The sequence below is a fragment of the Rhizobium sp. 05N49 genome (genome assembly GCF_056396805.1).
Window position 1 is genome coordinate 314,639 of the sequence record NZ_JBFTME010000001.1, and the last position, 23,378, is coordinate 338,016.

The 23,378-nt window shown below is 62.1% G+C and carries 28 protein-coding genes; 8 read left to right on the forward strand and 20 right to left on the reverse strand.

The features are described from left to right. Positions 1–38: 38 nt before the first annotated feature. From AC1DF8_RS01655 to hemN, 7 genes are all read right to left on the reverse strand, one after another. The gene (locus tag AC1DF8_RS01655; RefSeq protein WP_477994795.1) at positions 39–974 is read right to left on the reverse strand and encodes a lipid A biosynthesis lauroyl acyltransferase; all 936 of its coding nucleotides are present in this window, start codon (positions 972–974) and stop codon (positions 39–41) included. A gap of 5 nt (positions 975–979) precedes the next feature. After that, complete coding sequence (locus AC1DF8_RS01660; RefSeq protein ID WP_113016684.1) at positions 980–2,008, reverse strand: zinc-binding dehydrogenase; 1,029 nt, start codon at positions 2,006–2,008, stop codon at positions 980–982. A gap of 56 nt (positions 2,009–2,064) precedes the next feature. Beyond that, on the reverse strand, positions 2,065–3,351 hold the full coding sequence (locus AC1DF8_RS01665; RefSeq protein WP_477994797.1) for a beta-ketoacyl-ACP synthase: 1,287 nt from the start codon (positions 3,349–3,351) through the stop codon (positions 2,065–2,067). Positions 3,352–3,363: 12 nt separating this feature from the next. Further along, positions 3,364–4,569, reverse strand: coding sequence for a beta-ketoacyl-ACP synthase (locus tag AC1DF8_RS01670; RefSeq protein ID WP_477994798.1), 1,206 nt, complete (start codon positions 4,567–4,569; stop codon positions 3,364–3,366). Next, a complete protein-coding gene (locus tag AC1DF8_RS01675) occupies positions 4,570–5,064 on the reverse strand; it encodes a 3-hydroxyacyl-ACP dehydratase FabZ family protein (protein ID WP_477994800.1) in 495 nt (164 codons plus the stop codon). Between the two features lie 115 nt (positions 5,065–5,179). Next, entirely contained in the window at positions 5,180–5,497 is a 318-nt protein-coding gene (locus AC1DF8_RS01680) for an acyl carrier protein (protein WP_112546838.1), read from the reverse strand. Positions 5,498–5,565: 68 nt separating this feature from the next. Further along, positions 5,566–6,912, reverse strand: coding sequence for an oxygen-independent coproporphyrinogen III oxidase (gene hemN / locus AC1DF8_RS01685; RefSeq protein ID WP_477994802.1), 1,347 nt, complete (start codon positions 6,910–6,912; stop codon positions 5,566–5,568). Between the two features lie 191 nt (positions 6,913–7,103). Between hemN and AC1DF8_RS01690 the strand changes: the two genes are divergently transcribed. Then, positions 7,104–7,826 carry a Crp/Fnr family transcriptional regulator gene (locus AC1DF8_RS01690; protein ID WP_112546837.1) on the forward strand — a complete coding sequence of 241 codons (723 nt, stop codon included), beginning with the start codon at positions 7,104–7,106 and terminating at the stop codon, positions 7,824–7,826. Positions 7,827–7,831: 5 nt separating this feature from the next. On the opposite strand, the gene AC1DF8_RS01695 is transcribed toward AC1DF8_RS01690, so the two are convergent. Then, a complete protein-coding gene (locus tag AC1DF8_RS01695) occupies positions 7,832–8,260 on the reverse strand; it encodes a L,D-transpeptidase (RefSeq protein WP_477994805.1) in 429 nt (142 codons plus the stop codon). Between the two features lie 194 nt (positions 8,261–8,454). Between AC1DF8_RS01695 and AC1DF8_RS01700 the strand changes: the two genes are divergently transcribed. Together AC1DF8_RS01700 and AC1DF8_RS01705 are read left to right on the forward strand one after the other, a co-directional pair. Beyond that, the gene (locus AC1DF8_RS01700; RefSeq protein ID WP_113210650.1) at positions 8,455–8,769 is read left to right on the forward strand and encodes a hypothetical protein; all 315 of its coding nucleotides are present in this window, start codon (positions 8,455–8,457) and stop codon (positions 8,767–8,769) included. A gap of 219 nt (positions 8,770–8,988) precedes the next feature. Beyond that, positions 8,989–9,309, forward strand: a complete 321-nt coding sequence (locus AC1DF8_RS01705) for a DUF6959 family protein (RefSeq protein ID WP_113210651.1) — start codon at positions 8,989–8,991, stop codon at positions 9,307–9,309. Here the strand turns inward: AC1DF8_RS01705 and AC1DF8_RS01710 are convergent. The 4 genes from AC1DF8_RS01710 to AC1DF8_RS01725 all read right to left on the reverse strand — a co-directional run bounded on the left by AC1DF8_RS01710 (position 9,272) and on the right by AC1DF8_RS01725 (position 12,572). Continuing rightward, on the reverse strand, positions 9,272–10,780 hold the full coding sequence (locus AC1DF8_RS01710) for a winged helix-turn-helix domain-containing protein (protein ID WP_477994807.1): 1,509 nt from the start codon (positions 10,778–10,780) through the stop codon (positions 9,272–9,274). The genes AC1DF8_RS01705 and AC1DF8_RS01710 overlap by 38 nt on opposite strands. Positions 10,781–10,857: 77 nt before the next feature. Continuing rightward, positions 10,858–11,769 (reverse strand): arginase family protein, encoded by a 912-nt coding sequence (locus AC1DF8_RS01715; RefSeq protein ID WP_477994809.1) that lies wholly within the window; start codon positions 11,767–11,769, stop codon positions 10,858–10,860. A gap of 19 nt (positions 11,770–11,788) precedes the next feature. Next, positions 11,789–12,244, reverse strand: a complete 456-nt coding sequence (locus tag AC1DF8_RS01720; protein WP_183885812.1) for an SRPBCC domain-containing protein — start codon at positions 12,242–12,244, stop codon at positions 11,789–11,791. Position 12,245: 1 nt separating this feature from the next. Next, a complete protein-coding gene (locus AC1DF8_RS01725) occupies positions 12,246–12,572 on the reverse strand; it encodes an ArsR/SmtB family transcription factor (protein WP_112969351.1) in 327 nt (108 codons plus the stop codon). Between the two features lie 184 nt (positions 12,573–12,756). On the opposite strand from AC1DF8_RS01725, the gene AC1DF8_RS01730 reads away from it, so the two are divergent. Further along, positions 12,757–12,981: a DUF1127 domain-containing protein gene (locus AC1DF8_RS01730; RefSeq protein WP_477994811.1), complete on the forward strand. Its 225-nt coding sequence runs from the start codon at positions 12,757–12,759 to the stop codon at positions 12,979–12,981. A gap of 101 nt (positions 12,982–13,082) precedes the next feature. Further along, positions 13,083–14,207 (forward strand): MFS transporter, encoded by a 1,125-nt coding sequence (locus AC1DF8_RS01735; protein ID WP_477995057.1) that lies wholly within the window; start codon positions 13,083–13,085, stop codon positions 14,205–14,207. Here the strand turns inward: AC1DF8_RS01735 and AC1DF8_RS01740 are convergent. The 7 genes from AC1DF8_RS01740 to AC1DF8_RS01770 form a co-directional block, all read right to left on the reverse strand. Further along, entirely contained in the window at positions 14,204–14,560 is a 357-nt protein-coding gene (locus tag AC1DF8_RS01740) for a hypothetical protein (RefSeq protein ID WP_477994813.1), read from the reverse strand. The genes AC1DF8_RS01735 and AC1DF8_RS01740 overlap by 4 nt on opposite strands. Before the next feature lie 7 nt (positions 14,561–14,567). After that, positions 14,568–15,548, reverse strand: coding sequence for an adenosylcobinamide-phosphate synthase CbiB (gene cbiB / locus AC1DF8_RS01745; protein ID WP_112969347.1), 981 nt, complete (start codon positions 15,546–15,548; stop codon positions 14,568–14,570). Further along, a complete protein-coding gene (gene cobD, locus AC1DF8_RS01750) occupies positions 15,545–16,564 on the reverse strand; it encodes a threonine-phosphate decarboxylase CobD (protein ID WP_477994816.1) in 1,020 nt (339 codons plus the stop codon). Before cobD ends, cbiB begins: the two co-directional genes overlap by 4 nt. Beyond that, complete coding sequence (locus tag AC1DF8_RS01755) at positions 16,561–17,868, reverse strand: cobyrinate a,c-diamide synthase (protein WP_477994818.1); 1,308 nt, start codon at positions 17,866–17,868, stop codon at positions 16,561–16,563. The genes cobD and AC1DF8_RS01755 overlap by 4 nt, the downstream gene beginning before the upstream one ends. After that, positions 17,865–18,713, reverse strand: coding sequence for a uroporphyrinogen-III C-methyltransferase (gene cobA / locus AC1DF8_RS01760; RefSeq protein WP_113016675.1), 849 nt, complete (start codon positions 18,711–18,713; stop codon positions 17,865–17,867). Before cobA ends, AC1DF8_RS01755 begins: the two co-directional genes overlap by 4 nt. A 195-nt stretch (positions 18,714–18,908) precedes the next feature. Continuing rightward, a complete protein-coding gene (locus AC1DF8_RS01765) occupies positions 18,909–19,859 on the reverse strand; it encodes a nucleoside hydrolase (RefSeq protein ID WP_477994820.1) in 951 nt (316 codons plus the stop codon). 166 nt (positions 19,860–20,025) lie between these two features. After that, entirely contained in the window at positions 20,026–20,445 is a 420-nt protein-coding gene (locus AC1DF8_RS01770; protein WP_477995058.1) for a cobalamin biosynthesis protein, read from the reverse strand. Between the two features lie 115 nt (positions 20,446–20,560). On the opposite strand from AC1DF8_RS01770, the gene AC1DF8_RS01775 reads away from it, so the two are divergent. Next, positions 20,561–21,346 (forward strand): TSUP family transporter, encoded by a 786-nt coding sequence (locus AC1DF8_RS01775; RefSeq protein ID WP_477994822.1) that lies wholly within the window; start codon positions 20,561–20,563, stop codon positions 21,344–21,346. Here AC1DF8_RS01775 and AC1DF8_RS01780 read toward each other — a convergent pair. Then, positions 21,343–21,990: an isochorismatase family protein gene (locus AC1DF8_RS01780; RefSeq protein ID WP_477994824.1), complete on the reverse strand. Its 648-nt coding sequence runs from the start codon at positions 21,988–21,990 to the stop codon at positions 21,343–21,345. The genes AC1DF8_RS01775 and AC1DF8_RS01780 overlap by 4 nt on opposite strands. 213 nt (positions 21,991–22,203) lie before the next feature. Between AC1DF8_RS01780 and AC1DF8_RS01785 the strand changes: the two genes are divergently transcribed. Beyond that, positions 22,204–22,569, forward strand: coding sequence for a nuclear transport factor 2 family protein (locus AC1DF8_RS01785; RefSeq protein WP_112546952.1), 366 nt, complete (start codon positions 22,204–22,206; stop codon positions 22,567–22,569). Further along, on the forward strand, positions 22,569–23,363 hold the full coding sequence (locus tag AC1DF8_RS01790) for a helix-turn-helix domain-containing protein (RefSeq protein ID WP_477994826.1): 795 nt from the start codon (positions 22,569–22,571) through the stop codon (positions 23,361–23,363). Before AC1DF8_RS01785 ends, AC1DF8_RS01790 begins: the two co-directional genes overlap by 1 nt. The last annotated feature ends 15 nt before the right edge of the window (positions 23,364–23,378 follow it).

Sequence of the window (23,378 nt, forward strand, 5' to 3'; positions counted from 1 at the left end):
CGATTATAAATCGGGAGCAAAAACTTACAGGCAGAATCTTACAGGCTGACGGAACGTTTGATATCCCACCGGTCGTGATACCACAGCCATTGGGCCGGGTATTCGCGCACCCAGCTTTCCACCTTGTCATTCATCATCTGCGCCGTGGCGGGAAGGTCCAGGTTGCCCTTCTCGTCGCGCGGCATCTCCATCTTCGGCTCGATTTCCAGCCGGTAGCGATTGCCCGGAAGACGGATGCATCGGGCCGGATAGACCTCGCAATTGAACTGGCGCACCAGCTTCGGCAGCAGCGGATTGGTCTTGGTTTCCAGACCGAAGAACGTCGTCTTCAACCCGCGGCTGAATTTCTGGTCGACGAGCACGCCAACGCCCTGCCCTGCCTCGAGCTGACGGGCAAGCGCAAAGGAAGAGCCGGCATGCGAAGGCACCAGCTTGCCCATGCGGCCGCTGCGGAAATCGAACACCTTCTGCGCCACATAAGGATTGTTCGGCGGGCGAAAGAGCACGGTTACACTGAGACCGAAAGCGTTACCGGCGACCGGCAAGAGCTCGAAATTGCCGGTATGGCCGGTAAAGACGATGAAGGGACGCGGATTGTCGCGCAGTTCCAGGAAGATCGGAATGCCCGAGACTTCCACTCTGCCCGGCCTGTCGCTCGTTGGATCGAAATCGAATAGCTGGTCGAGAAAAACATATTCGGCCGCGAGCCGGCCCATATTGCCCCAGCTTTCGAGCGCGATCTCTTCCAGCTCGGCATCGCTCTTTTCCGGGAAGGCCCGGCGCAGATTGTAGAGCATCAGCTTGTGGCGCTTCAGCCGCTTGCCGACCCGGCGCGTCAGCCAATCGGCAAAGCGCATGGCGCCGTCAGCCGGGAAAAGCTTGAGGAAGTTCAGGAAGCCGAACATCAGCTGCGCCACCAGCCATTGCTGGAAGTGCCGCAGCGCCAGAACGATCCTCGTGATGAAAAGCTTCACGCGGATCAGTCCATCTTCAGGATGATCTTGCCGAAGATCTGGCGGGTTTCCATGCGCTCCAGCGCGCGGTCGATATCGTCGAAGCTGACTTCGGTATCGATGACGGGATGGACGAGGCCGCGCCCCATCTTCTGCATGGCGTCGGCCATGTTTTCCATGCGGCAACCGAAGGATCCCAAGAGCTTAAGCTGCTGCTGGAAGAGCATCATCAGGTTCATTTCGGTCGAAACACCCGAGGTCGAGCCGCAGGTGACGAGACGCCCGCCGCGCTTCATGCAGAGCATGGAGCCCGCCCAGGTATCCTTGCCCACATGTTCGAAGACGACATCGACGCCCTTCTTCTTGGTGAGCTTGCGCACCACGCCCTCGAAACGATCGGTGCGGTAATTGATGACGTGATCGGCGCCGAGCGCCTTGGCCTTCTCGATCTTGTCGTCGGAGCCGACGGTGGTGATGACGGTGCAGCCGATCTTCTTGGCAAGCTGGATCGCCGCCGTGCCGATGCCCGAACCGCCAGCATGAACGAGGATCGTCTCGCCCGGCTCGAGCTTGGCATTGTCGAAGAGCATATGCTCGACCGTGCCGAAGGTGACGGGTGCAAGGGCTGCGCCGATCGCATCGACGCCGGGAGGCGCCGGAACAAGCAGACGCGCCGGCAGGTTCACCTTCTCCTGGGCGAAACCATCGAGATGGAAGCCGTGTACACCGGACACATGTTCGCAGAGATTGTCGCGGCCTTCGCGGCAGGGACGGCAGAGGCCGCATGTGCGCGCGCCATAGATCGACACGAGCTGGCCGGGCAGCACGTTGGCTACGCCCGGACCGATCGCCTCGACGACGCCAGAGGCTTCCGCGCCGATGACGAGCGGCATCTTGCGCTTGGCAAATGCCATGCCGCGCCAGCCCCAGACATCGATATGGTTCAGCGCAACTGCCTTGACGCGCAGCGTCACTTCGCCGGCCGACGGTGCATCCGGTTCCGGCAGGTCGGTGATCTCAAGCTTGCGGTCATCGATCAGTTGCAAAGCGCGCATGGCAAAACCTCTCGCCTCTGGGGCGTTTTTTTATCGGTTGATTTGTCGGGAACCGCTTATGCCGGTTCGAGCGCCATGACAAGGCTTGCGTTCTGCCCGCCGAAGCCGAAAGAGTTGGAAAGCACGGCCGAAACCTGGGCTTCCCGCTTCTTGTTCGGCACGACATCGAGAACGATCGACGGATCCGGATTGTTGTAGTTGATCGTCGGCGGCAGCGTGCCGGATAGCATCGTCTGCAGCGAGAACACCGCCTCGACCGCTCCTGCCGCCGTCAGCGTGTGTCCGATCATCGATTTGTTCGAGGATACCGGAATGCCGACCAGCCTTTCGCCGAAGACGGCGGACATGGAGCCATATTCCATCTTGTCGTTTTCGGGCGTCGAAGTGCCGTGCGCATTGATATAGCCGATATCGTTCTCGCTCATGCCGGCATCGGCGAGCGCTGCGCGGATCGTGGCAATCGCCGGACCGCCATCGGGCGAAGAGCGCGTGCGGTGGAAGCTGTCGGCCTTGTCGCCGGCACCCTTCATGATGCCGAGCACCCTGGCGCCGCGTGCGATGGCGGATTCAAGCGATTCCAGCACCAGCGTCGCCGCACCCTCGGCAATGACGAAGCCGTCGCGATCCTTGCTGAAGGGCTTGGAGGCCTTGGTCGGCGGATCGTTCTGCGTGGAAAGGGCCGAAAGCAGCGAGAAGCGGATCAGCGCTTCCGCACTCAGCGAACCGTCGGTCGCAACCGTCAGCGCGCGCTCCGTGCGGCCCTGGCGGATCGCCTCGATACCGAGCTGGATCGCCGTCACACCCGATGCACAGGCCGTCGACAGCGTCACCGGCAGGCCGCGCGTGCCGAAGCGGTCGGACAGACGCTCGGAGATCGCGCCGAACAGCGCTGCCTCATGGAAGGCCGGATCGGGACGCTGGCGCATGGCGGCTAAAAATCGCTCATAGGCATCGCCGGGATGATCGGCGGCCGGCGAACGGTCGGCAAGCTCGAAACGGGCGCTCCATTCCGGCTCGATCGGCGGTGCTGCCAGGAACAGCGGACCGTTGAAATCGCCGGAAAGACCGGCATCGGCAAGCGCTTCGATCGTCGTCTCGCGCGCAAAGGCATAGGAGCGCTCGACGGCGTTCGGCACCGGGATGCCGATGAAATCGACCGTGCCGGCAATGCGTGTCGAAAGACCGTCGGTCGGGAAGCGGGTGATATCGTGAATGCCCGATGTGCCTGACGAAAGGGCTGCCCAATTGTCCTTCAAACCCTGGCCGAGCGAAGTGATGATGCCCGTGCCGGTGACCGCGACGATCGGACGGCCGAGATGATCCTTATAAGCGGATGCTGTCATTTCAGTCACTCCTCACGCTTCTGCCGAGAGAACGGCGACGCCTTCGCCGCGCTGATGTCCAACTGTCGTCACGACGGCAGCCTTCGTAGCTGATTTCATCGGTGCCTCTTGCGCGGCATCGAAAGGCGGAACCTTGGCCTTGGCATCGATGGCAAGCGCTGCGAGTCCCAGACCGAGCGTGAACTGCGCCTCGAGCGTGTGACCGGAAACGCCGCCGAAGCCGCGGATCGCGGCGCCCGGAAGCTGATGCTCGAGCACTGCCTTTTCGCGGGCAGCAAGCTCATGCATGCCGGTCGAGCCGGAGAAAACCGCCGTGCTCTCGGCCGGCAGATCGGCAGCAGGCTTCAGCAGCCGCTCCATGCGCACTTCGAAATTGCCCCCGGCGCGATTACCGCGATCGCCTTCGACGGCACCAATCGTTGCATAGATATGCGCGCCGCGCTCTTCTGCATGTTTGCGCGATTCCAGCACCAGGAAGGCACCGGCGGAACCCAGGATTATGCCACCGCCCTCAAGGCCGGTGCGCGACCAGAGCGGCGCCCAGTCGCCGCGCGTATTGGCGCCGATCGATTCGGTCAGCAGGATCATGTCCTGACGCTCGGCAGCAAAGGCGGCGCCGACGAGCGCATGGGTGGATTCGCCCGACTTGATGCGCCAGAAGGCCGTCTCGACGGCGGAAACACCGGATGCTTCCTCACCCATGAAGGTGCGCGAGGAGCCGGTGACCTTGTGAACGATGGAAATATTGCCGGCCAGCAGGTTGGAAAGCTGCGCCAGGAACAGCGTCGGGCGCAGCTCCGTCGTCAGCTTCTCGTTGAGCAGCAGCTCGCGGTCGTTGCGCTTCAGGCCCTCGTCGACGATCAGCGTGTCGACATTGATGTCGCGTTCGCCGCCGCCGGCCGCAACGATCATGTCCATCGTGCCGCAGGCTTCGAGATCATCCTTGAAGCCCGCATCGTCGAGCGCCAGACCGGCCGCAAAAACGCCGATGCGCTGCCAGTTTTCCATCTGGCGCTGGTCGCCGCGCTTGGCGATCTGCTGCGACCAGTCGATCTCAGGCAGCGGATGGACCGGATAGGGCTTGAACTTCTCGGTTTCGACAATGGTCGCGGGCGCGGCATCGGCCGTCAGCAGCGCAATATGCGCATCCTTGCCGACGCCCTGACAGGTTACGATGCCGACACCGGTGATGACGACGTCATTGGCGGCCTTGCTCATCTATTCACTCCCCTGGGCCTTCGCCCGCTGCGCAGCGATGGCGGCCATCAGGCCCACCTCTTCGGCACGTTTCTTGACGATATCGCCGAGCGGAATTTCGCTGAAATTCATGGTGCGCAGTTTCAGCTGCGCGTCGCAGACCTTCTTGCCGCCGCTGGTGATCTTTGCCTTGGTGACGGCAAAACCGGAGCCGTCATGTTCGAGGAAGGCCTCGATATCGAGCACCGCTTCCGGCTCGACGAAGGTGCGCATCTTGGCGCCATCGACCGACATCAGGAAGGGCATGGACGTAAAATCGGTGGCGGCAAGCACCAGCATGCCGGAAGCCTGCGCCATGGTCTCGATGAGAAGCACACCGGGAACGAGCGGCATGCCCGGGAAATGCCCTTCGAAAACGGGGCTCTTGGCCGGCACGACCGAGCGCGCAACGAGCGTGCGCTTCTCAAGGTCCACCGCCTCGACGCGGTCAATCATCTGGAAATATTCCAGCAGCATCAGACTTCTCCGGCGCGACGCGCAAAAAGCCCGTCGGAAGGCCTACTTAGGAACAAAATCGCCCGGCCGCCATATCAATGGCGGCAGGGCGTGAAAAAAACCTGATGACTTGGCGTCAAGCCTTGGCGGCGCGCAGCTCGTCGATCTTGGCACAGAGGTTCTTCAGCACGAAGTATTCTTCGGTGGAAACCTTGCCTTCATTGACTTCCTGCGTCCACTTCTCGAGCGGAATTTTGATGCCGAATTCCTTGTCGATGGCGAAAACGATATCGAGGAAGTCGAGGCTGTCGATACCGAGGTCGTCGATCGTGTGGCTCTCCGGCGTGATCGTTGCGCGGTCGATCTCGCTGGTTTCAGCAATGATGTCGGCAACTTTATCGAATGTAGCGGTCACTCGCTCTACCTCTTGGGAAATGAAGATTCCCCTCCTCATAGGCAAATCCATTTCAAAAGCCAATGCTTTCGTCCCGGTTGCAAGCCAATTTGACGAACAGGTGTTGCTTAAACAGCAATGGAATGGCGCCCTTTGCCCACGGTGAGATAGGCATCGAACCATGAAGCGAGCACCCGGCTAAGGACTTTTCCGCTCTCCGTGATGCAAAAACAGTCCGTCTCGACGGCACAAAGACCGTCCTGATCCATGGCTGCAACGCGCCGCGCCTGCGATATCAGCGGCTCGGCCGCAGCACCGAATCTCTGCCTGAGATCACGGAAGGAAAAGCGGAAATCACACATCAGCCGCTCAATCACATGGCCCCGCAGCCGGTCATCGTCGGAAAGCGCAATGCCGCGCACCACGGCAAGCCCGCCGGCGTCGGCCATGCGCTGATACTCGCCCGTCGCGGGTATGTTCTGCACGTAACCCTGCGGCAATCGCCCGATCGAGGATGCGCCGAGCCCGATCAATACCGGCGCCTCGTCCTCCGTATAACCCTGAAAATTGCGGTGCAGGCGCCCCTCCCGGGCTGCAACCGCCAGCCCGTCGTCAATCTTGGCGAAATGGTCGATGCCGACGGGCTGGTAGCCTGCCGCGCACAGCATTGCGGCCGCATGCGACATCTGCCGGAAGCGTTCGGCCGCATCGGGCAAAGTCTCCTCTGCGATCATCGTCTGGTGCTTCTTCATCCACGGCACATGGGCATAACCGAAGAGCGCGATCCGGTCGGGGTCGAGTGTCAGGATATCGGAGACGGTGCGCTCAAGGCTTTTGAGCGTCTGGTGCAGCAACCCGTAGAGCAGGTCGCAATTGACGGAGCGAACGCCCCTCGCCCTGACGGCATCGACGACATCCTTGGTCTGCTCGAATGTCTGCAGCCGGTTGATCGCCTGCTGCACGACGGGATCGAAATCCTGCACGCCGAGGCTTGCCCGTGTCAGGCCGATCTCCGAGAGCGCCTCGTAGCGCGCCTCGTCGAGATCGTTCGGGTCCATCTCCACACTGATGGAAGCATCCGCTTCGAACCGGAAGCGTGCCTTCAGATGGCCGACGAGGTCGATCATATCCTCGGGCTTCAGCATGGTGGGCGAGCCGCCGCCCAGATGCAGTGCTGTGATGCGCGCCTCGGGGATCAGTTGCGCCACCATGTCGATCTCGCTCTTCAGCGAGCGCAGATAGGCGGCAATCGGCTCGTAGCGCAGCGACTGCTTCGTATGGCAGGCGCAGAACCAGCAGAGCCGGTCGCAATAGGGAATATGCACGTAGAGCGAAACCGCGGAGCCGGGCGCAATCTCGTCCAGCCACAGCGCATATTCGCCGGCTCCTATACTTGCGTTCAATTGCGGCGCTGTCGGATAGCTCGTATAGCGCGGAACAGGGCCGGAATATTTCTTCAGCAGATCTGTTTTCAAGGCCGGAATTTCCTTCACGGATGTTCCCCTTCAAATAAACCTGCTGAAAAAGGAAACTTTGACATGGATCAAATCGGATCCGTGGCGGAATTGATAAAGATCAAGACGTAACCGCAAGAAATCGGGATAGATGACCAGCGGGCCAAGGCGTATCACGAACGCAGGCCGAATGGTCGGATCGGGGCATCGACATGGATATCGCGCGCAGTGAAGATCCAGACATAAGCATTCCCGCAGCGTGCCGCGTCTGCGAGGCACGCCACGGCGTCGTCTGCAGCGCGCTGACGACCGCACAGCTTCGCGAACTCTGCAAGCATTCGATGCGCCGCAAGATCGATGCAGGCAGCGAGATCGTCGCCCAAGGCGAAGAAGTTTCGTCCTATTCCAACATCATGAATGGCGTGGTGAAGCTCTGCAAGGTGATGCCCGATGGCCGCCAGCAGATCGTCGGCCTGCAATTCGCGCCCGATTTCATCGGTCGCCCCTTCCTGCCGGAAAGCACGCTGTCGGCCGAAGCGGCCACGCCGGCGGAAATCTGCGTCTTTCCCCGCCGCCTGCTCGATCGCATGATCACGGATACGCCGGAACTGCAGCATAGCCTGCACGCCCAGGCGCTGAAGGAACTCGATGCTGCGCGGGAATGGATGCTGACACTCGGCCGCCGCACGGCCCAGGAAAAGGTCGCAAGCCTTCTCTATCTCATCGCCACGCATGCGGAGCCGGAAACGACCTGCAGCACGGCTTTCGATCTGCCGCTCTCACGCGCCGAAATCGCTGATTTCCTGGGGCTGACGATCGAAACCGTCAGCCGCCAGATGACGAAGCTGCGCAAGCAGGGCGTCATCCGCATCGAAAACAACCGGCATATCACCGTTCCCGATATGGACGAGCTGGAGCGTCTCATCACTGCGTGATGTGATTACCGCGTGATGACCACGCGCGTATTGGCGAGACCGTTTTCCCGCGTCATCGAGAAGAACTCGGCCGCATTGGCAGGATCGAGGCGCACGCAGCCATGCGAGGCCGGTGTGCCGAGCCGCTTGCGCTCGAAGGTGGCGTGAACGGCATAACCGCCGTTGAAGAACACGGCGAACGGCATCGGYGCATTGTCGTATTTCTTCGAGCGGTGATCGCGCGACAGCCACTTGGCGCTCCACGAACCCGTCGGCGTGGAATAACCCTTGCGCGCGGTGGAAACCTTCCAGCGATACTTCACCCAACCATTCTCGGTAACGGTCATCGTCTGCTTGCTGAGACTGACATTGGCAACCAGCGTTGCTGCCTCAGCCGCAACGGGAGCAAATTGCAATAACAATACTGCGGTCGCCACCGCCAAAAACGTCTTCATGGTCGTCCCTCTATCGAACCTTTAAAGGCTTTTTTCTGCCTAACGAGAGAAGACAGTACGGCAATACTCACTATTTTGCTTTAAGCCGAATGGTAATCACATTTTTAACAAGTGAGGGCGAATTACGGCACCGGGCAATGTTGGCAACACTGGATTTCAATCAATTCTTGCAGTTAAACGGAGCATAATTCTTCATGGAAATGTCAGAAGATATTAAAAACTTGGTCGACAGGCTCTTCCAGGAGGGAGAGTCGTGGGAGCGCCTGATCAAGGATATCAGAGAGGCATTGGGGGTTGGGATCGTCGAGGCGCAAAGGATCGCGCTCCAGCACAAAGGCTGGCGGCGCCTATGCAACTACCGCATCAACCATGAGCGTCAATGCCGCAAACAGGCACTCTCACATATCAAGCAACATGGACCGGATGCGTTCGTAGCCGCGCATGGCAATATACTTCTCGTGGTAGAGGAAAAATTAGGTAAGGACGCAGCCACTTCAGAGATTAGCTGACGCACTCACTCCGGAAACCCGGCCTTGCGATAGCGATCGATGAAATGCGCAAGCGTGGCTTCGTCGTCACGGGCGGCATATTGCGCCCGTCCGAGTATGAGATAATACCAGCTGGCCGGAGACAGGTTCAGCTAGAGGGCAGCCCTTCATCGATGTAAGGCGTTGCCGAGCAAAGTCCTTTATGTTCCAACAACGCAGCCAGTTGATCCCGAGGTGCCAATGCGCAGTGAAAACGTCGAAATACTGTCGGACAAGACCAATGCTGCCATCATGCGCCATCCTGATCGCGCCTTCCCGGGCGTCCTCGTCCAGGGCGACAACCTCTACGCCATGTGCTGGAAGGCGGACCTGATCTGCAACGAGGTCGGCAGAGCCGCGCCGGGCTATAAGAAACTCAACGAGCTTCGCAACACTCTATGGGCCTATCTGAACCACTATAAGGTAACGCTGATCGAGCACGGCCACAAATTGCCGTTCGACGACGCGCAATCAGCTGACGCATTCACTCCGGAAATCCGGCCTTGCGATAACCATCGATGAAATGCGCAAGCGTGGCCGCATCGCGGAAGGGCTCCATCTCGGCCCAGTGGCCGATCGAAAATTGCGGATTGGCGACGAGAAACAGCTCGACCTCGGCGCGCGCCTCTTCGATCTGCCCGAGCTGTGCCAGGGCTGCCGCCAGAAACCGGCGTGAACTGGTGCGATAGGTCTCGTCGCGCCGCAGCGTCTCGACGACGGCTTCATAGTTGCGGCAGGCATATTGCGCCTGACCGAGCGTCAGATAATACCAGCTGGCCGGAAACGGGTTCAGCCGAAAGGCCTTGCCGATCTGTTCGAGACCTTCCTCGATCCGCCCGGCGAGAACGGAAATGTCCGACAGCGCCGCCCATGTGTCGGCCTCGTTCGGGTCGAGTTCGATCGCCTTTTCGAACTCCGCATCTGCCTCCGTAAAACTCCGCTCATAGGCAAGGAGATAGGCAAGCACCCAGCGGCAGCCGGCATCGTTGGCATCGAGCGCCACCGCCTTGCGCGCCAGCTCCAGCGCCCTGCCGCGATCGGCCTTGGTCGGACCGCCGCTATGCACCCACCCCATCCAGTGGTTCAGCGCAAGCCAGCGATGCGCCTCGGCATAATCAGGATCGAGCGCAATCGCCCGCGTCAGCATCAGCTGCGTTTCCCGCGCAGTTTGCGGCACATCGTCCATCAGCGTGCGCGCCCGCACGCAGAGATCATAGGCCTCCAGATTCTTCGGCCGATTGCGTGGCGGCAGAGGGCGCAGCCTGCCAAGCAGCGCTTCGACGATCTTGCCGGTGACTTCGTCCTGAACTGCAAATATATCCTCAAGGCTGCGATCGAAACGCTCCGCCCAGAGATGATCGCCGCTTTCGGCATCGACGAGCCGGGCATTGATACGCACGCGCCCGGCGGCCCGTCTGGCGCTTCCGTCGAGCAGATAGCGCACGCCGAGTTCGCCTGCGATATCACGCACATCCATCGCCCTTCCCTTGTAGGCGAAGCTCGAATTGCGGGCGATGACGAAGAGATCGGAAGTCCGGGAAAGATCAGTGATCAGGTCTTCGGTCAGCCCATCCGCAAAATCTTCCTGCTCCGGATCGCCGCTGACGGTGACAAAGGGCAGAACGGCAATCGAGGGTTTGTCCGGCAGCGCCAAATGCTTCCGCTTCTCGCCGCCAAGCTGTCTTATAGTGCCGGTGAAGCGGTAGCCGATGCGCGGAACCGTCGAGATCCATTCGCCGCCATCCGCGGCAGGCCCCAGAAGCTTGCGCAGCTGCGCAATCTGGACGGTGAGATTGCCCTCCTCGACCGCCGTGCCCGGCCAGGCCGCGTCCATCAGCTCGGTCTTGGCCAGGATTTCGCCGGGCCTCCCGACAAATGCGGCAAGCAGCCTTACCCCGCGATGCCCGACCGCAACGGGATCTTCGTTCCGCAGAAGCGTTCCCGCCTCCGGATCAAGCACGAACGGACCAAAGGCAAAACGCGCTCCCTGCATGGCGCGCATCCTAGAGGCTTTCATGCCAGGTTGGAACCGCTCTGCCTGGTGCCGATGCTACGACAGCAGGCAGTGCTTCAGCCCTGCCTGACGATGGCGCCGATCGCGTTGACGAGCAGGCGCGATGCGGTGAGCGCCGACAGTCCGTCAATGTCGGCCGGAGGATAAAGCTCCACGAGGTCGAAACCGGCGATGCGCGCCCGCCTGCCGAGCCCGGCGATCAGGTCGATCGCCTGCGTATAGGTGAGCCCACCCGGGCTGCGAGCCGCTACTCCCGGCATGATGCCGGGATCAAGGCCATCGCAATCGAGAGTGACGACGACCCGCGCGCCCTCGGGAATATGCTGCAAGGCAGCTTCGACACCGCCGGCATGAACCTCGCGCGCCGTGACGAGACGGCTGCCATAGCTTAGTGCGGCTTCGATCTCGGTCGGGCGTGCACTGCCGACGCCACGCATGCCGACCTGGACGATGCCGGCGACATGCCGCATCTCGCTGACCCGTCGCATCGGGTTCGAATAGCCATGGCGCTCGCCATGAAGTTCGTCGCGCCAATCGATATGGGCATCGATCTGCAAGACCCAGACAGGCCCGTGATCCGCAAAGCCCGCAAGGAAGGGAATGGGCACGGAATCATCGCCGCCGAGCAGGATCGGCACGGCCGGCAATGCCAGGATCTCACGCGTCTTCGCCTCGATCCGTCCCCGGTTGCCGGCATTGTCATGCATGATGGTCTCGATGTCGCCGGCGTCCACGCAGGAGACCGGCCCGCCGCCAAAGAGCGGGCCGCCGAGATCGAAATCCCAGTGCTCGACGAGACCAGCATCCTCCCGGCTCGCGGCGCGAATGGCGGCGGCCGCGAGCGCATAGCCGCTGCTGTCCTTGCCGGGATAGGTGCTGCCGTGCGCGGCCGAGAAGATCACCGCATGCGGCGTGCGGCCATCGGCGAAGTGATCGGGAAGACCAAGAAAGGAAGATGGGGCCGTCATGTCCTGATGTCCTGATGCGTCATGCCGATAGTCTCGTATCCGTTGCCAGGAAGTCCTCCAGCGATTTCAGCAGCGACGTCCATCCGTGTTTGCGGCCGTCTGCGCCGTCACTCGGGGGAATGACACACATCTGTTCGGTATATGTCATCCGGGTGCCGCCGCCGTGGTCTGCAAATATGACTGTGGCAAGCGACACGGTATGAACTCTCCCATTCAGCGCCATCGAATAGGCAAAGACGATCCGTTCACGGTCCTTGATCTCGAAATACCGCGTTTCGTTGGTGTGCGTGCCCATATCCGAGACATGCGTGAGATGCTCGGCCCCGCCGGGCCAGAATTCCAGTTTGGTCATGCCGTGGCCGAACCACGCTTTCTTTTTCTCGATCAACGCCCAGGCGGACCAGACATGGTCGCGGCAATTCGGCAGGACGCGTTCAATCACTATCGTTTCGTGAACTTGTTCCGGACTCGTCATCTCATTGCTCCTGATTAAGAAACGTGGCCAGGCGATCGAAGCGATCTTCCAAGGCCCGGCGATGCGTGTGCACCCATGACTCGACCCAACCCAGTGCATCCGGCGAAAGACTGACGGTCCGAACCCTGCCCGATTTGACGGATGTTACAAGCTCGGCCTCCTCGAGAACCCGCAGGTGCTTGAGAAAGGAAGGGCGTGCGAGATCAAAGGGTTCGGACAGTTCGGAGACCGACGCCGGGCCCCTCACGAGCCTTTCGACGACCGCGAGCCGCGTGGGATCGGAGAGAGCGCCAAAGATACGGGGCAAGTCTGGTTGATACGTAGCCATATGGCTACCTAAGCATGGGGCGGCCTCGCTGTCAATATAGGTAGCCAAATGGCAACCTTTCGACGGTTTGGAAATTTTTGAGAACTTTTTGGAAGCGCTTAATTACGGGGCCCGCCGCATCGTCCAGACTCCAGGCTCGTTCGAAGGCGAAGGTTGCGAACCTTCAAAGCCAATGGAGGTAATCATGAGCGATTGCTGCACCCTTGCATGCGCCCCGCATCGCAGATCGTCGCGTCGGTATCAGGGTCCGTTCATCCCGGCAGGCGTGATCGCACGCTGGTTCCGGCAGATCCTCATCCGCCGGCAATGGAAACAAAGGTCGAAGATCAGCCCCGCTCTGCTCGACGACATCGGCCTGACGCCGCAACAGGCAGGGTTCGAGGCCACCGGGTTCTTCTGGCACGTGTGAGGAATGTCGCGATGATGGATGATCGCCAGTTTTCGCTGGCAGCAACAATCGACGGGTCGGCAGCGACACCGCCACAAGATGCGCGCCTCCCATGGGCCGCGATGACAGGCATCATCGCCACCGTCACGGTCTTCGCCATGGCGCAGGGCCTGACCTATCCGCTCCTGAGCTTCATCCTTGAGCGGCAGGATACACGATCCGGCCTGATCGGCCTGTCGGCAGCGATGACACCGACAGGCTTCATCGTCTCGGCCCCCTTCATTCCTGCCCTGTCGCGCCGCTTCGGCGCCATCAGGCTTGCCATCCTCTGCTCGGTCCTCGCAGCCCTGAGCCTGATCGCCATTGCCGCGATCCAAGACGTCTGGGCCTGGATGCCGCTGCGCTTCCTGCTCGGCGTCTTCGCCAATCCGCTCTACGTCATCAGCGAAACCTGGCTGCTCGCCATCACGCCCGCCGCGCGCCGCGGCCGCATCCTGGGCCTCTATTCCTCGGTCGTATCAGGCGGATTCGCCCTCGGCCCGCTATCCCTCGGCCTTGCCGGCACGGAAGGCTGGCCACCCTTCCTGATCGGTATCGTGGCCTTCCTCCTCTGCGGCCTGATCGTTTTTGCCGTCGCAAGGCGCCTGCCCGCCATGCCCCAGGAGGGCGAAGCAACATCGGTCGCCGGTTTTTTCAGGCGGGCACCGCTCCTGCTCCTTGCCGTTTTCGTCGCCGCCGGTTTCGAACAGGTTCTGCTCGCCCTTTTCACCGTCTATGGCGCCGCCCTCGGCAGCCCCGAGCAGCGCATCGCCGCGCTGATCACCTGCTTCATCGCAGGCAATGCGGCGCTGCAGATCGTGCTCGGCCGCCTCGCCGAATTATCCGGCTCGCGCCGCACACTTTTCGCCTGCGTGCTGACTTCGCTCGCCGGCTGCCTGCTCCTGCCCGTGCTGTTCGACACATTGCTCGTCTGGCCCCTGTTTTTCGCCTGGGGCGGCGTCTCCTTCGGCATCTACACGCTGTCGCTGATCCAGCTCGGTGAGCGCTTCACCGGCCAGTCCCTGATCGCCGGCAACGCCGCCTTTGCCCTCGTCTGGGGCCTCGGCGGCATCGCAGGCTCGCCCGCAACGGGCATGGCGATGCAGTTGATCGGCCATCAGGGCCTGCCATTGTCGCTCGGCCTGTTGAGCGGAGTGCTGGTGATGTTGCTGATGGTTAGGGGACGGCGTGCCCCCCAAAATTCCTAGGAATTCGGATATCTGCCTAGGATCGGCGGGCTCGCCCAGGGGCCAACATCACTTCCGGTATCCAGCACATCGAGCTGCCGCTGGACAGCCTCGTCCAGCCCATCCTGCAGGGATTGGAAGTGATCGATCACACCATATTGCGTCCATGTCGATCGATTGAAGCCATGTTCGAACTGATTGTAATAGATCACCGTCGAACCGATCAGCGCCACGACCCAGCACCGGTCGTAGCCAGGCAATTTCCATTCCTCGGGCGGCCGGCGGATCGCATCCCAGAAACGCCGCTGCCGGAAGGACATGGAAGTCCAGCCATCATTGATCTTCTCCCACAGCTGTTCTTCCGGATAGGACATTCCTGGCTCACAGCAGGCAGACGAAGGCCACGAAGGTAAGCAGCGTCAGCGCCATGCAGCTTGCCTGGAAGACCGAAATCCCGTCCTCCACATCGCCTGCCGTCGCCACATCCCGGCCCGTGCCGTTGATCATCGGCTCGCGCACGACCACGCCCGAATAGACGCGTGGGCCGGCAAGCTGGAGATCGAGCGCGCCGGCCATGGCCGCCTCCGGGCGGCCGGAATTCGGCGAACGGTGCAGCTTGCCATCGCGGACACCCACGCGGAAGGCATGGCTGAAGGCGGTTGTGCCGCGGCGGATGCCTGCGCCGACGGCGATCAACAGGATGGAGAGGCGCGCAGCCGGCCAGTTGGCGATATCGTCGAGCCGGGCCGATGCCCAGCCGAAATCGACATATTTCTCCGAGCGGTGGCCGATCATTGAATCCGCGGTATTCAGCATCTTGTAGAAGAACAGGCCCGGCAGGCCGAAGATCGCATACCAGAGCGCCGGTGCGACGACGCCATCGGAGAAATTCTCGGCGAGGCTCTCGATCGCCGCACGGCAGACACCCGGCTCATCCAGCGTTTCCGGATCGCGCCCGACGATGCGCGACACCGCCTTGCGCCCGCCGACGAGACCTTCGGCCCTGAGCGCGGTTGCGACAGCCGCGACGTGATCCGACAGGCTCTTCTGCGCCAGGAAGATCGCCACGCAGAAAACCTCGAGCAGGATGCCGACAGGGCCGAAGAGCATGAGAAACCAGTGCAGCACCAGCCCGGTGACGACGGCGAGCACCGACAGCGCCAGGATCACCACAACACCATTCTGCCGGCGTTGTGCCTTGCTCAGGATCTCGCGGTTGAAATGCTGGTCGAAATAACCGATCGCCTTGCCGAAGATCGCGACGGGATGCGGCACGCGCATCCACAGCCATTGCGGATCGCCGATGATGCGGTCGAGCAGCAGTGCCAGAACCAGCACCAGAAAATGTTCATCGAAATTCATCGGTCAATGCTCCGAAGGGCCGCGGCAAGTCTTGCATCATCGGCAGCGTCGGGGGCAAGGCCGAAGCGCAGCCAGTCCGGCGCATAATCGAACCGGCGGACGAGAATATGATGGCGGCAGAGAGTCGTGTAAATGTCACCGGCCCTGGCGTCGGCAACAAGGGTAAAAAGCGGTGTACCGCCGGCAATGACAAGGCCGGCCCCGGCCAGCACCGCATGCAGGCCCACCTGCCGCTCGGCAATCGAGGTGGCGATCCCGGAGACATCAGAACTCAACAGCAAACCGGCAATCGAAAGAGCCGGCCCCGATACGGCCCAGGGGCCGAGCCAGTCCTCGAAACGCGCAAGAATATCGCCCCGCGCAATGGCAAAGCCGAGCCGCAGCCCCGCCAGCCCGAAGAATTTTCCGAAGGAGCGGAAGATGATCAGGTTCGAAAGCCTAGCTGCACGCGGCGCAAGGCTCGTGTCCGGGCTTGTATCCCCGAAAGCCTCGTCGACGACAAGGAAACCGCCGCCCGCCTTCAGCCGCTCATGCAACGCTTCCAGCCTGTCGGCAGCATGGATCCGGCCATCCGGGTTGTTCGGATTGACCACGACGGCCAGCCTGTGCTGCGCGCCGATATCATCGATATGATCAACCGCATCGACGACGAAACCGGCCGCCGTAAAAGCTCGCGCATACTCTCCATATGTCGGGGAGAGGATCGCCACGCGCCGGCCCTCAGCGGAAAGCCCGCCGACCGCAACCAGGCGCGGCAGAAGCTGGATGACGGACTGCGTGCCCGGAACCGGCAGGGGAAGGATTCCGCCGCTGCGATAGTGGTCCCGCGCCGCATGCCGCGCCGTCTCGATAAGATGCCGATCCGGCAGCCGATGCCAGACCCTTGCAGGGATTTCCGGCAGCGCCACCGGGTTGGGATTGATGCCGGTCGAAAGATCGAGCCAGTCCTCCAGCCGGCCGCCGAAGCTTGCTGCCGCCGCGGTAATGCCGCCGCCATGCACCATGGGCGCGTTCATGCGGCTGTCCCGGCAAGATCGATCAGGTGCATGTAGGAGCCGGCCACCTGCCCGCGCCTGAGACCCGCCGCACCGAGATCGTTTCCAAGCGCATCCTGCGTCGCAAACAGCCGGTCGCCCTCGCCTTCGGAGACGATGGTGGAATAGTGAAATTCATGCGCCGTCATCGCCTTGTCGAAGAAGGCGCCCGCAAGCGGCGTCACCTGCCGATAGCCGAGGTGCCGCTGGCGCGTCTCATAGCTGGTGACGACCGGCAGCAGGCCGAGCATTTCATGGCGCACGCCTTCCCCATCGATCAGTCCGTCGCCGAGCACCATGTAGCCGCCGCATTCGCCGTAGATGCGCAGGCCGCGGGCCGCCGCGGCCTTCATCGCCCTGGCAAAATTCTGCGCGGCCGCCAGCTTTCCTGCATGCAGTTCCGGATAGCCGCCGGGAAGATAGATCGCATCGGCATCGGCTGCCGGCGCTTCATCGGCAAGCGGCGAGAAGAAGGAAATCTCCGCCCCGCGCCGCCGCCAGCCGAGCAGCATGTGCTCATAGCAGAAGGCAAAGGCGATATCGCGGGCAACGGCGATGTGCCGGCCGAAAGGCATCAGCCGGGCGATATTGGCAGCCGAGGGCCGGTTCAAGCCCTGCCGCGCGATGCGCATCAGGAACTCGAAATTGCACTCTTCGGAAACGGCATTGGCCGCATATTCGATGAATTCCTCGAGCGCCCCATGCTCGCCGGCCTGCACCAGCCCGAGATGCCGCTCGGGCAGCGCCAGCATCGCATCCTTGCGGATGACAGCGACGATGGGCATGCGGATCGCTTCCAGCGCCTGACGCAGCATCATCTCATGCCGGTCGCTGCCGACCTTGTTCAGGATGACGCCGGCAATGCGCACATCGGCGCGAAATCCCGCAAAGCCGCTGACGAGGGGCGCCACCGATTGCGACAACCGCGAGGCATCGACGACCAGCACCACGGAAAGCCCAAGCTGCGCCGCAAGTTCCGCCGCCGTGCCGCGCCCGTCGGCCGCCCCGTCGAACAGGCCCATCATGCCCTCAATGAGCAACACGCGGTCGCCGGAACGATGCAGTGTCGCGTTAGCCGATATCAGCTCCTGCCGCATGCCCCAGGGATCGAAATTCAGGCAGAGCGAGCCACTCGCCGCGGCATGGAAGGCCGGATCGATATAGTCGGGACCGGCCTTGCCGGGCGCAACGGCGACGCCTCGATTGCGCAGCGCCCTGAGCAGCCCGAGTGTTACCGTGGTCTTGCCGGAACCGGAGGATGGCGCAGCGATCAGCAATCCGCTCATGCCGTCTCCTTTCCCTGCCCGCCGGCATGACGAAAGGGATCGGGCTGCAGGCGGCGCCCGCCGAGCGCGCCGAGCCAGTCAAGCGAAGCGCGAAGCCGCACCACCTCGCCGACGACGACGACTGCCGGCGGCTCCAGCCCGGAAGCGGCAACTGCTGCAGGCGCTTCTCCAAGCGTGGTTTCCAGCACCTGCTGCTCGCCGGTCGCCGCATTGCAAACGAAGGCGACGGGCTCGGATGCCGAACGGCCCGATGCAATCAGATTGGCGCTGATCTGCGCGATATGTTTCATCGCCATATACATGACGATGACGGGCGAACCCTTGCCGATCGCGCCCCAGTTGATCGCATCGGGAACGATGCCGGAGGAATCGTGGCCGGTGAGGAACGTCACCGCATGATTGATCTCGCGATGCGTGACCGGAATGCCGGCATAGGCCAGCCCGCCGATGCCGGCCGTGATGCCTGGCACGATGCGGAACGGGATATTGTGCTCGACCAGCGTCAGCGCCTCTTCCCCGCCACGGCCGAAAACGAAGGGATCGCCGCCCTTCAGCCGCAGCACGCGTTTGCCCGCCCGCGCCAGTTCCACTAACCGCAGGGAAATATCCCGCTGTTTGGCCGAGGGCTTGCCGCCGCGTTTGCCAGCATATTCGAGCTCCGCACCCGTTCGCGCGAGCTTCAGACAGTCTTCGTTGACCAGCGCGTCGTGGACGACAACATCGGCTTCCGCCAATCCCTTCGCAGCAAGCAGCGTCAGCAGGCCCGGGTCACCCGGACCAGCGCCGACAAGCCAGACGCTGCCCGGCTCCAGCGCCGGCAGATGTGAGAATGCACCATCGATCATCCAGCTGATCTAGGCCCGCGGGATGACGAGGTCAACGGCGTCAAGGGCCGCACACTGGAAGTTGACGAAACGGGATTGAATCAACTCCGCAAGAACCAGAATCAAGCTCGCAAGCAACCCAGATAAACGATTGATTGGATTCCGGAATCGGAAACGGGCCGGCAGCAGATCGCGCATCCGGCCCGTCTGAGGCAATCAGACGCGCAGCAGTGTATCGCGGATCAGGGAGAGCACCTTTTCCGACTCGATACCGGTTGCAACCACCTGGCTCGGCAGGCCATCCCAGTCGCCCGGCGGGAAACGGCGGCCGTCCGGCTTGATCACGGTCTGGCCATCGGCAATGCCGCCACAGACGACGCGCAGCGCGCCGGTAATCGTCTTGAACAGGTCCGGCGCCACGACATAGACGGCAGCACAGCTGTCATGCACCATCATTCCGTCCTCGACCGCATGCTTGTAGAAGTCGATATAGGATTGCGAGAGCTCGTCGAGCTGCTTGACCGCCTTGTCGCCCTTGTCAGCCATGYCGCGCAGATAGGCCCTGCTCATCGTCGTGATCGCGGTCACATCGAGACCGATGACGACGACCTTCCACGGCGCGGTCAGCACGATATCGGCCGCTTCCGGATCGCCATGAATATTGGCTTCGGCAACCGGCGAGACATTGCCTGGCACATAGAAATTGCCGCCCATGATGACGACTTCCTTCACGAGGCCTGCAATGCCGGGATCTTCCTTCAGCGCCAGCGCGAGGTTCGTCATGCGGCCGACGGCAACCAGCGTCACCTCGCCCGGATTGGCCCGCACGGTCTCGATGATGAAGCGATATGCCGGACGCGGATCGAGCGGCAGGTCGATCGTCTCGGGCACCGGCATGTCGCCAAGCCCATTTTCGCCATGCACCATGGTCGGCCAGGGGCGCTCGTGACGCTTGGGATCGATGGTGACGCTTGCACCCTTGGCAACGGGGGCCGCGATATCCCATTCCCGCTTCAGGAACAGCGCATTGCGCGTCGTCGTCTCGATCGAGGCATTGCCGAAGACAGTGGTGATGCCGACCAGATCGATCTCGGGATGGCGGTGCAGGAAAAGCAGCGCCATTGCGTCATCAACGCCCGGATCCGTGTCATAAATGACCTTGTGCATGTGTATCCTCCAGAACAATTCCAGCAAAACCGTGCGGCGGCCTTGTACTCGAAACTGCATAAAAACAAAGGGATAGAGCAAATCCGTGAATCAGGATCGGAAGTGCTCCGGATGCGAGTCGCCGGCAGCCGGATGGCGCCGCGAAGTGCCGCCACCATAGCGCCCGTCAGGCTTTGTGCAACCCGATGCGGGCGACGGCCGCTGTCGCATGTCGAGATTTGATCTTGCCGAGCACGAGTTCAGCATCCGCGCCCAGGGCCGCAAGGGCCGCCGCTTCCGCCACCCCATGGCAGCCGACGCGGGCAAAGACGATCTCGGAGGGATTTTTCAGCCGCGGCGTCTCCGCTTCCAGCCGCGCCGCATCGAAGAACACGGCAGGCACGGAAAAATGCGCGGCAACGGCAAGGATCGCCGGCTCTTGCCTGCGGCTGTCGATCGAGGCAACCGCAGCCAGCGCCGTGCCCGCGATACCGGCCGCGTCCAGCGCCTGGGCTGCTAAGGCCATCACCTCGGCAGGCGAAGTCCCGCGCTCGCAGCCGAGCCCGAGCACATGCCGCCTTGTCTCATCAATGGTGATGTCGCTCATTCCCATCAGCCGATTGCGCCCCGCTGTGTCCGCCATGCCATTGCAGCTCATGGCCGGAAATGCAACAAGGCCGCCCGAAAGCCCCCGCCCCGAATGCCCCTCCCGGAATAATCTCTTGCCTGACATCGCCATCCATCTGCTTCTGCTGCTCTGCGCGGCTGCCTTCTTTGCCGGTTTCGTCGATTCCATCGCCGGCGGCGGCGGCCTCATCACCGTCCCTGCCATGCTGATTGCAGGCATTCCGCCGCTGCAGACGCTCGGCACCAACAAGGTGCAGTCCCTCTTCGGCGCCGCCTCTGCAACCATCGCCTATGCCCGCAAGGGCCATGTGAAGCTTTCGGACCAATTGCCGATGGCGCTGATGGCCGTCATGGGTGGCTCGCTGGGTGCGGCCCTTGCCACGCTCGTGCCCGGCCAGGTTCTGCAGGCCGTGATGCCGGTGCTCCTGATGGCGATCGCCATCTTCTTCGCCGTCAAGCCGAACCTGAATGATTCCGACACGCACCGCCGGATGACGCCCTTCCTCTTCGGGCTGACGCTGGTGCCGATCATCGGCTTCTACGATGGCGTCTTCGGCCCCGGCACCGGCTCCTTCTTCATGCTGGCCTTCGTCACGCTTGCCGGCTTCGGCATGCTGAAGGCGACCGCCCATACCAAGCTTCTCAATCTCGGCTCGAATTTCGGCGCGCTCGTCGTCTTCGCAAGCTTCGGCGCCACGCTCTGGAAGATCGGCCTGCTGATGGGTGCCTGCCAGTTCCTCGGCGCGCAGCTCGGCTCGCGGCTCGCCATGCGCATCGGCGCAAGGCTCATCAAGCCGCTGCTCGTCATCGTCTGCATCGCCTTTGCGATAAAGCTGCTCTCCGACCCCGCAAACCCGCTGCGTGTCTGGCTTGGCGTCTAGAATTTGATCTCGTCGATGGTCGTCAACACTGTCTTGGCCGAAACACCCGGCGCATTGGCGAAATGCCAGGCGACATATTGCTCGGCATAGGGATCGGTCGACGACATGCCGTCGACCGGCAGGATGATATTCATGCCGGTCAGCGCCGCATAGGCCGCCGTATTCAGCACCGCCCCCTCGGATGCCGTGCCGGCCACAATGATGGTCTTGATATGCTTTTCGGTCAGGATCTTTTCGAGATCGGTGTTGATGAACTTGTTGGCGCCGCCCTGCACCACCGGATCGCCCTCTCTCGGCGCCAATACGCTGGCGATATCGCCCTTCGTGGCGCCGCCGGTGATACTGTAGATGACGGGCACGCCGCTCTTGCGTGCCTCGTTCAGAAGCTTTTCCACCTTCGGCAGCGAGGCGATGCAACGCGGCTTGGTCTTCGTGTTGCACGGGCCTTTCGATGGGTCCTGCGCGCCGTTGAAATCGAGCAGCAGCAGCGCCGTATCCGATAAATTCACATTGACCGGCCTCAGCACGGGTGCAGCGGGCACCTTGATCGTATTCCAGTCGTCGATCACATTCGCTTGCGTGGCCGGAGCGCCCAGAAGCGCGATGGCGAAGGCGGCTAAAGCCTTGCAGGAACGGGTTTTCATGGGGTTTCTCCTCCCGGGGCAAAAGAGTTGCCGCAAATCTTCGGGCTCGCTCCTCACCTGTCAAATCACCAAGCCGCGACCTGGATTTGATTCCGGCAATCAGGCTTCCATTACGTCAGGCGTAATTGATAGGCTGCACCGCTTTCGCCGATGATCGCCCTGCCTGAACATGGCAGGCGATCAAAAGGAGACGACCCGATGAACGACACCCAGATGAACAAGGCAAGGACCAACGCCGAGCGGTATCTCGCGATCTGGAACGAGACGGATGCCACCCGCCGCCGTGCGCTGATCGCCGAGAGCTGGACGGAAGCCGCGACCTATATCGACCCGCTGATGCGCGGCGAAGGCCATGAGCAGATCAATTCGCTGGTCGAGGCCGTGCAGAGCCGCTTCCCCGGCTTCCGCTTCGAATTGATCGGCACCGCCGATGGCTACGGCGACAACCTGCGCTTCTCCTGGGGCCTCGGCCCCGACAATGGCGAAGCGCTGATCAAGGGCACGGATTTCGCCGAACTCGAAGACGGCAAGCTGAAATCCGTCCGCGGCTTCATCGACCAACTGCCGGAAGCCGCCTGATGAGCCCGACCGCCCGCTCTCTCGGAGATCATCTGCGCGAATGGCGCCAGCGCCGCCGCATGAGCCAGCTCGATCTCGCGCTGGAAGCCGATATCTCGCAACGGCACCTGAGCTTCATCGAGAGCGGGCGCTCGACCCCGAGCCGCGAAATGCTGTTGCATCTGGCCGAACGCCTCGGCGTCCCCTTGCGTGATCGCAACCCGCTGCTTCTGGCAGCGGGTTTCGCCCCCGTCTTTGCCGAACGCAAACTGGACGATCCGGCCCTTCTTCCTGCACGCCGCGCCATCGACAGGGTGCTGAAAGGCCATGAGCCCTACCCCGCCATCGCGATCGACCGCCACTGGACGTTGATCGCGGCCAACGCCGCCCTGACGCCGCTGCTCGAAACCATCGCCGATCCCACTTTGCTGGAACCACTCGTCAACGTGCTCCGCCTCAGCCTGCACCCGCAGGGCCTGGCACCGCAAATCGCCAATCTCGCCGAATGGCGTGCCCACCTGCTCGATAGGCTGCGCCAACAGATATCTGTCTCGGGCGATCCCGTGCTGGAAAAGCTCTTGAAGGAACTGCTCTCCTACCCCGCGCCCAAAGAGGCGGCCGAGCCCCACACCGACCTCGCCGGCATCGCCGTGCCCCTGCAGCTTTCGACCAAAGCCGGCCTTCTCTCCTTCATCTCGACGACAACAGTCTTCGGCACGCCCGTCGATATCACCCTGTCGGAACTCGCAATCGAGACGCTCTTCCCGGCCGATGAGGAGACGGCCGCGATCCTGCGCAGCCATCTGGCCAATTAGACCTTTTCCGCGCAA

What these genes read in the sequence shown, in the direction of transcription:
- AC1DF8_RS01660 (WP_113016684.1), bottom strand. Translation starts at nt 2,008, where the DNA reads ATGCGCGCTTTGCAACTGATCGATGACCGCAAGCTTGAGATCACCGAC.
- AC1DF8_RS01665 (WP_477994797.1), bottom strand. Translation starts at nt 3,351, where the DNA reads ATGACAGCATCCGCTTATAAGGATCATCTCGGCCGTCCGATCGTCGCG.
- AC1DF8_RS01670 (WP_477994798.1), bottom strand. Translation starts at nt 4,569, where the DNA reads ATGAGCAAGGCCGCCAATGACGTCGTCATCACCGGTGTCGGCATCGTA.
- AC1DF8_RS01675 (WP_477994800.1), bottom strand. Translation starts at nt 5,064, where the DNA reads ATGCTGCTGGAATATTTCCAGATGATTGACCGCGTCGAGGCGGTGGAC.
- AC1DF8_RS01680 (WP_112546838.1), bottom strand. Translation starts at nt 5,497, where the DNA reads ATGAGGAGGGGAATCTTCATTTCCCAAGAGGTAGAGCGAGTGACCGCT.
- AC1DF8_RS01690 (WP_112546837.1), top strand. Translation starts at nt 7,104, where the DNA reads ATGGATATCGCGCGCAGTGAAGATCCAGACATAAGCATTCCCGCAGCG.
- AC1DF8_RS01700 (WP_113210650.1), top strand. Translation starts at nt 8,455, where the DNA reads ATGGAAATGTCAGAAGATATTAAAAACTTGGTCGACAGGCTCTTCCAG.
- AC1DF8_RS01705 (WP_113210651.1), top strand. Translation starts at nt 8,989, where the DNA reads ATGCGCAGTGAAAACGTCGAAATACTGTCGGACAAGACCAATGCTGCC.
- AC1DF8_RS01710 (WP_477994807.1), bottom strand. Translation starts at nt 10,780, where the DNA reads ATGCAGGGAGCGCGTTTTGCCTTTGGTCCGTTCGTGCTTGATCCGGAG.
- AC1DF8_RS01715 (WP_477994809.1), bottom strand. Translation starts at nt 11,769, where the DNA reads ATGACGGCCCCATCTTCCTTTCTTGGTCTTCCCGATCACTTCGCCGAT.
- AC1DF8_RS01720 (WP_183885812.1), bottom strand. Translation starts at nt 12,244, where the DNA reads ATGACGAGTCCGGAACAAGTTCACGAAACGATAGTGATTGAACGCGTC.
- AC1DF8_RS01725 (WP_112969351.1), bottom strand. Translation starts at nt 12,572, where the DNA reads ATGGCTACGTATCAACCAGACTTGCCCCGTATCTTTGGCGCTCTCTCC.
- AC1DF8_RS01730 (WP_477994811.1), top strand. Translation starts at nt 12,757, where the DNA reads ATGAGCGATTGCTGCACCCTTGCATGCGCCCCGCATCGCAGATCGTCG.
- AC1DF8_RS01735 (WP_477995057.1), top strand. Translation starts at nt 13,083, where the DNA reads ATGACAGGCATCATCGCCACCGTCACGGTCTTCGCCATGGCGCAGGGC.
- AC1DF8_RS01740 (WP_477994813.1), bottom strand. Translation starts at nt 14,560, where the DNA reads ATGTCCTATCCGGAAGAACAGCTGTGGGAGAAGATCAATGATGGCTGG.
- cbiB (WP_112969347.1), bottom strand. Translation starts at nt 15,548, where the DNA reads ATGAATTTCGATGAACATTTTCTGGTGCTGGTTCTGGCACTGCTGCTC.
- cobD (WP_477994816.1), bottom strand. Translation starts at nt 16,564, where the DNA reads ATGAACGCGCCCATGGTGCATGGCGGCGGCATTACCGCGGCGGCAGCA.
- AC1DF8_RS01755 (WP_477994818.1), bottom strand. Translation starts at nt 17,868, where the DNA reads ATGAGCGGATTGCTGATCGCTGCGCCATCCTCCGGTTCCGGCAAGACC.
- cobA (WP_113016675.1), bottom strand. Translation starts at nt 18,713, where the DNA reads ATGATCGATGGTGCATTCTCACATCTGCCGGCGCTGGAGCCGGGCAGC.
- AC1DF8_RS01770 (WP_477995058.1), bottom strand. Translation starts at nt 20,445, where the DNA reads ATGAGCGACATCACCATTGATGAGACAAGGCGGCATGTGCTCGGGCTC.
- AC1DF8_RS01780 (WP_477994824.1), bottom strand. Translation starts at nt 21,990, where the DNA reads ATGAAAACCCGTTCCTGCAAGGCTTTAGCCGCCTTCGCCATCGCGCTT.
- AC1DF8_RS01785 (WP_112546952.1), top strand. Translation starts at nt 22,204, where the DNA reads ATGAACAAGGCAAGGACCAACGCCGAGCGGTATCTCGCGATCTGGAAC.
- AC1DF8_RS01790 (WP_477994826.1), top strand. Translation starts at nt 22,569, where the DNA reads ATGAGCCCGACCGCCCGCTCTCTCGGAGATCATCTGCGCGAATGGCGC.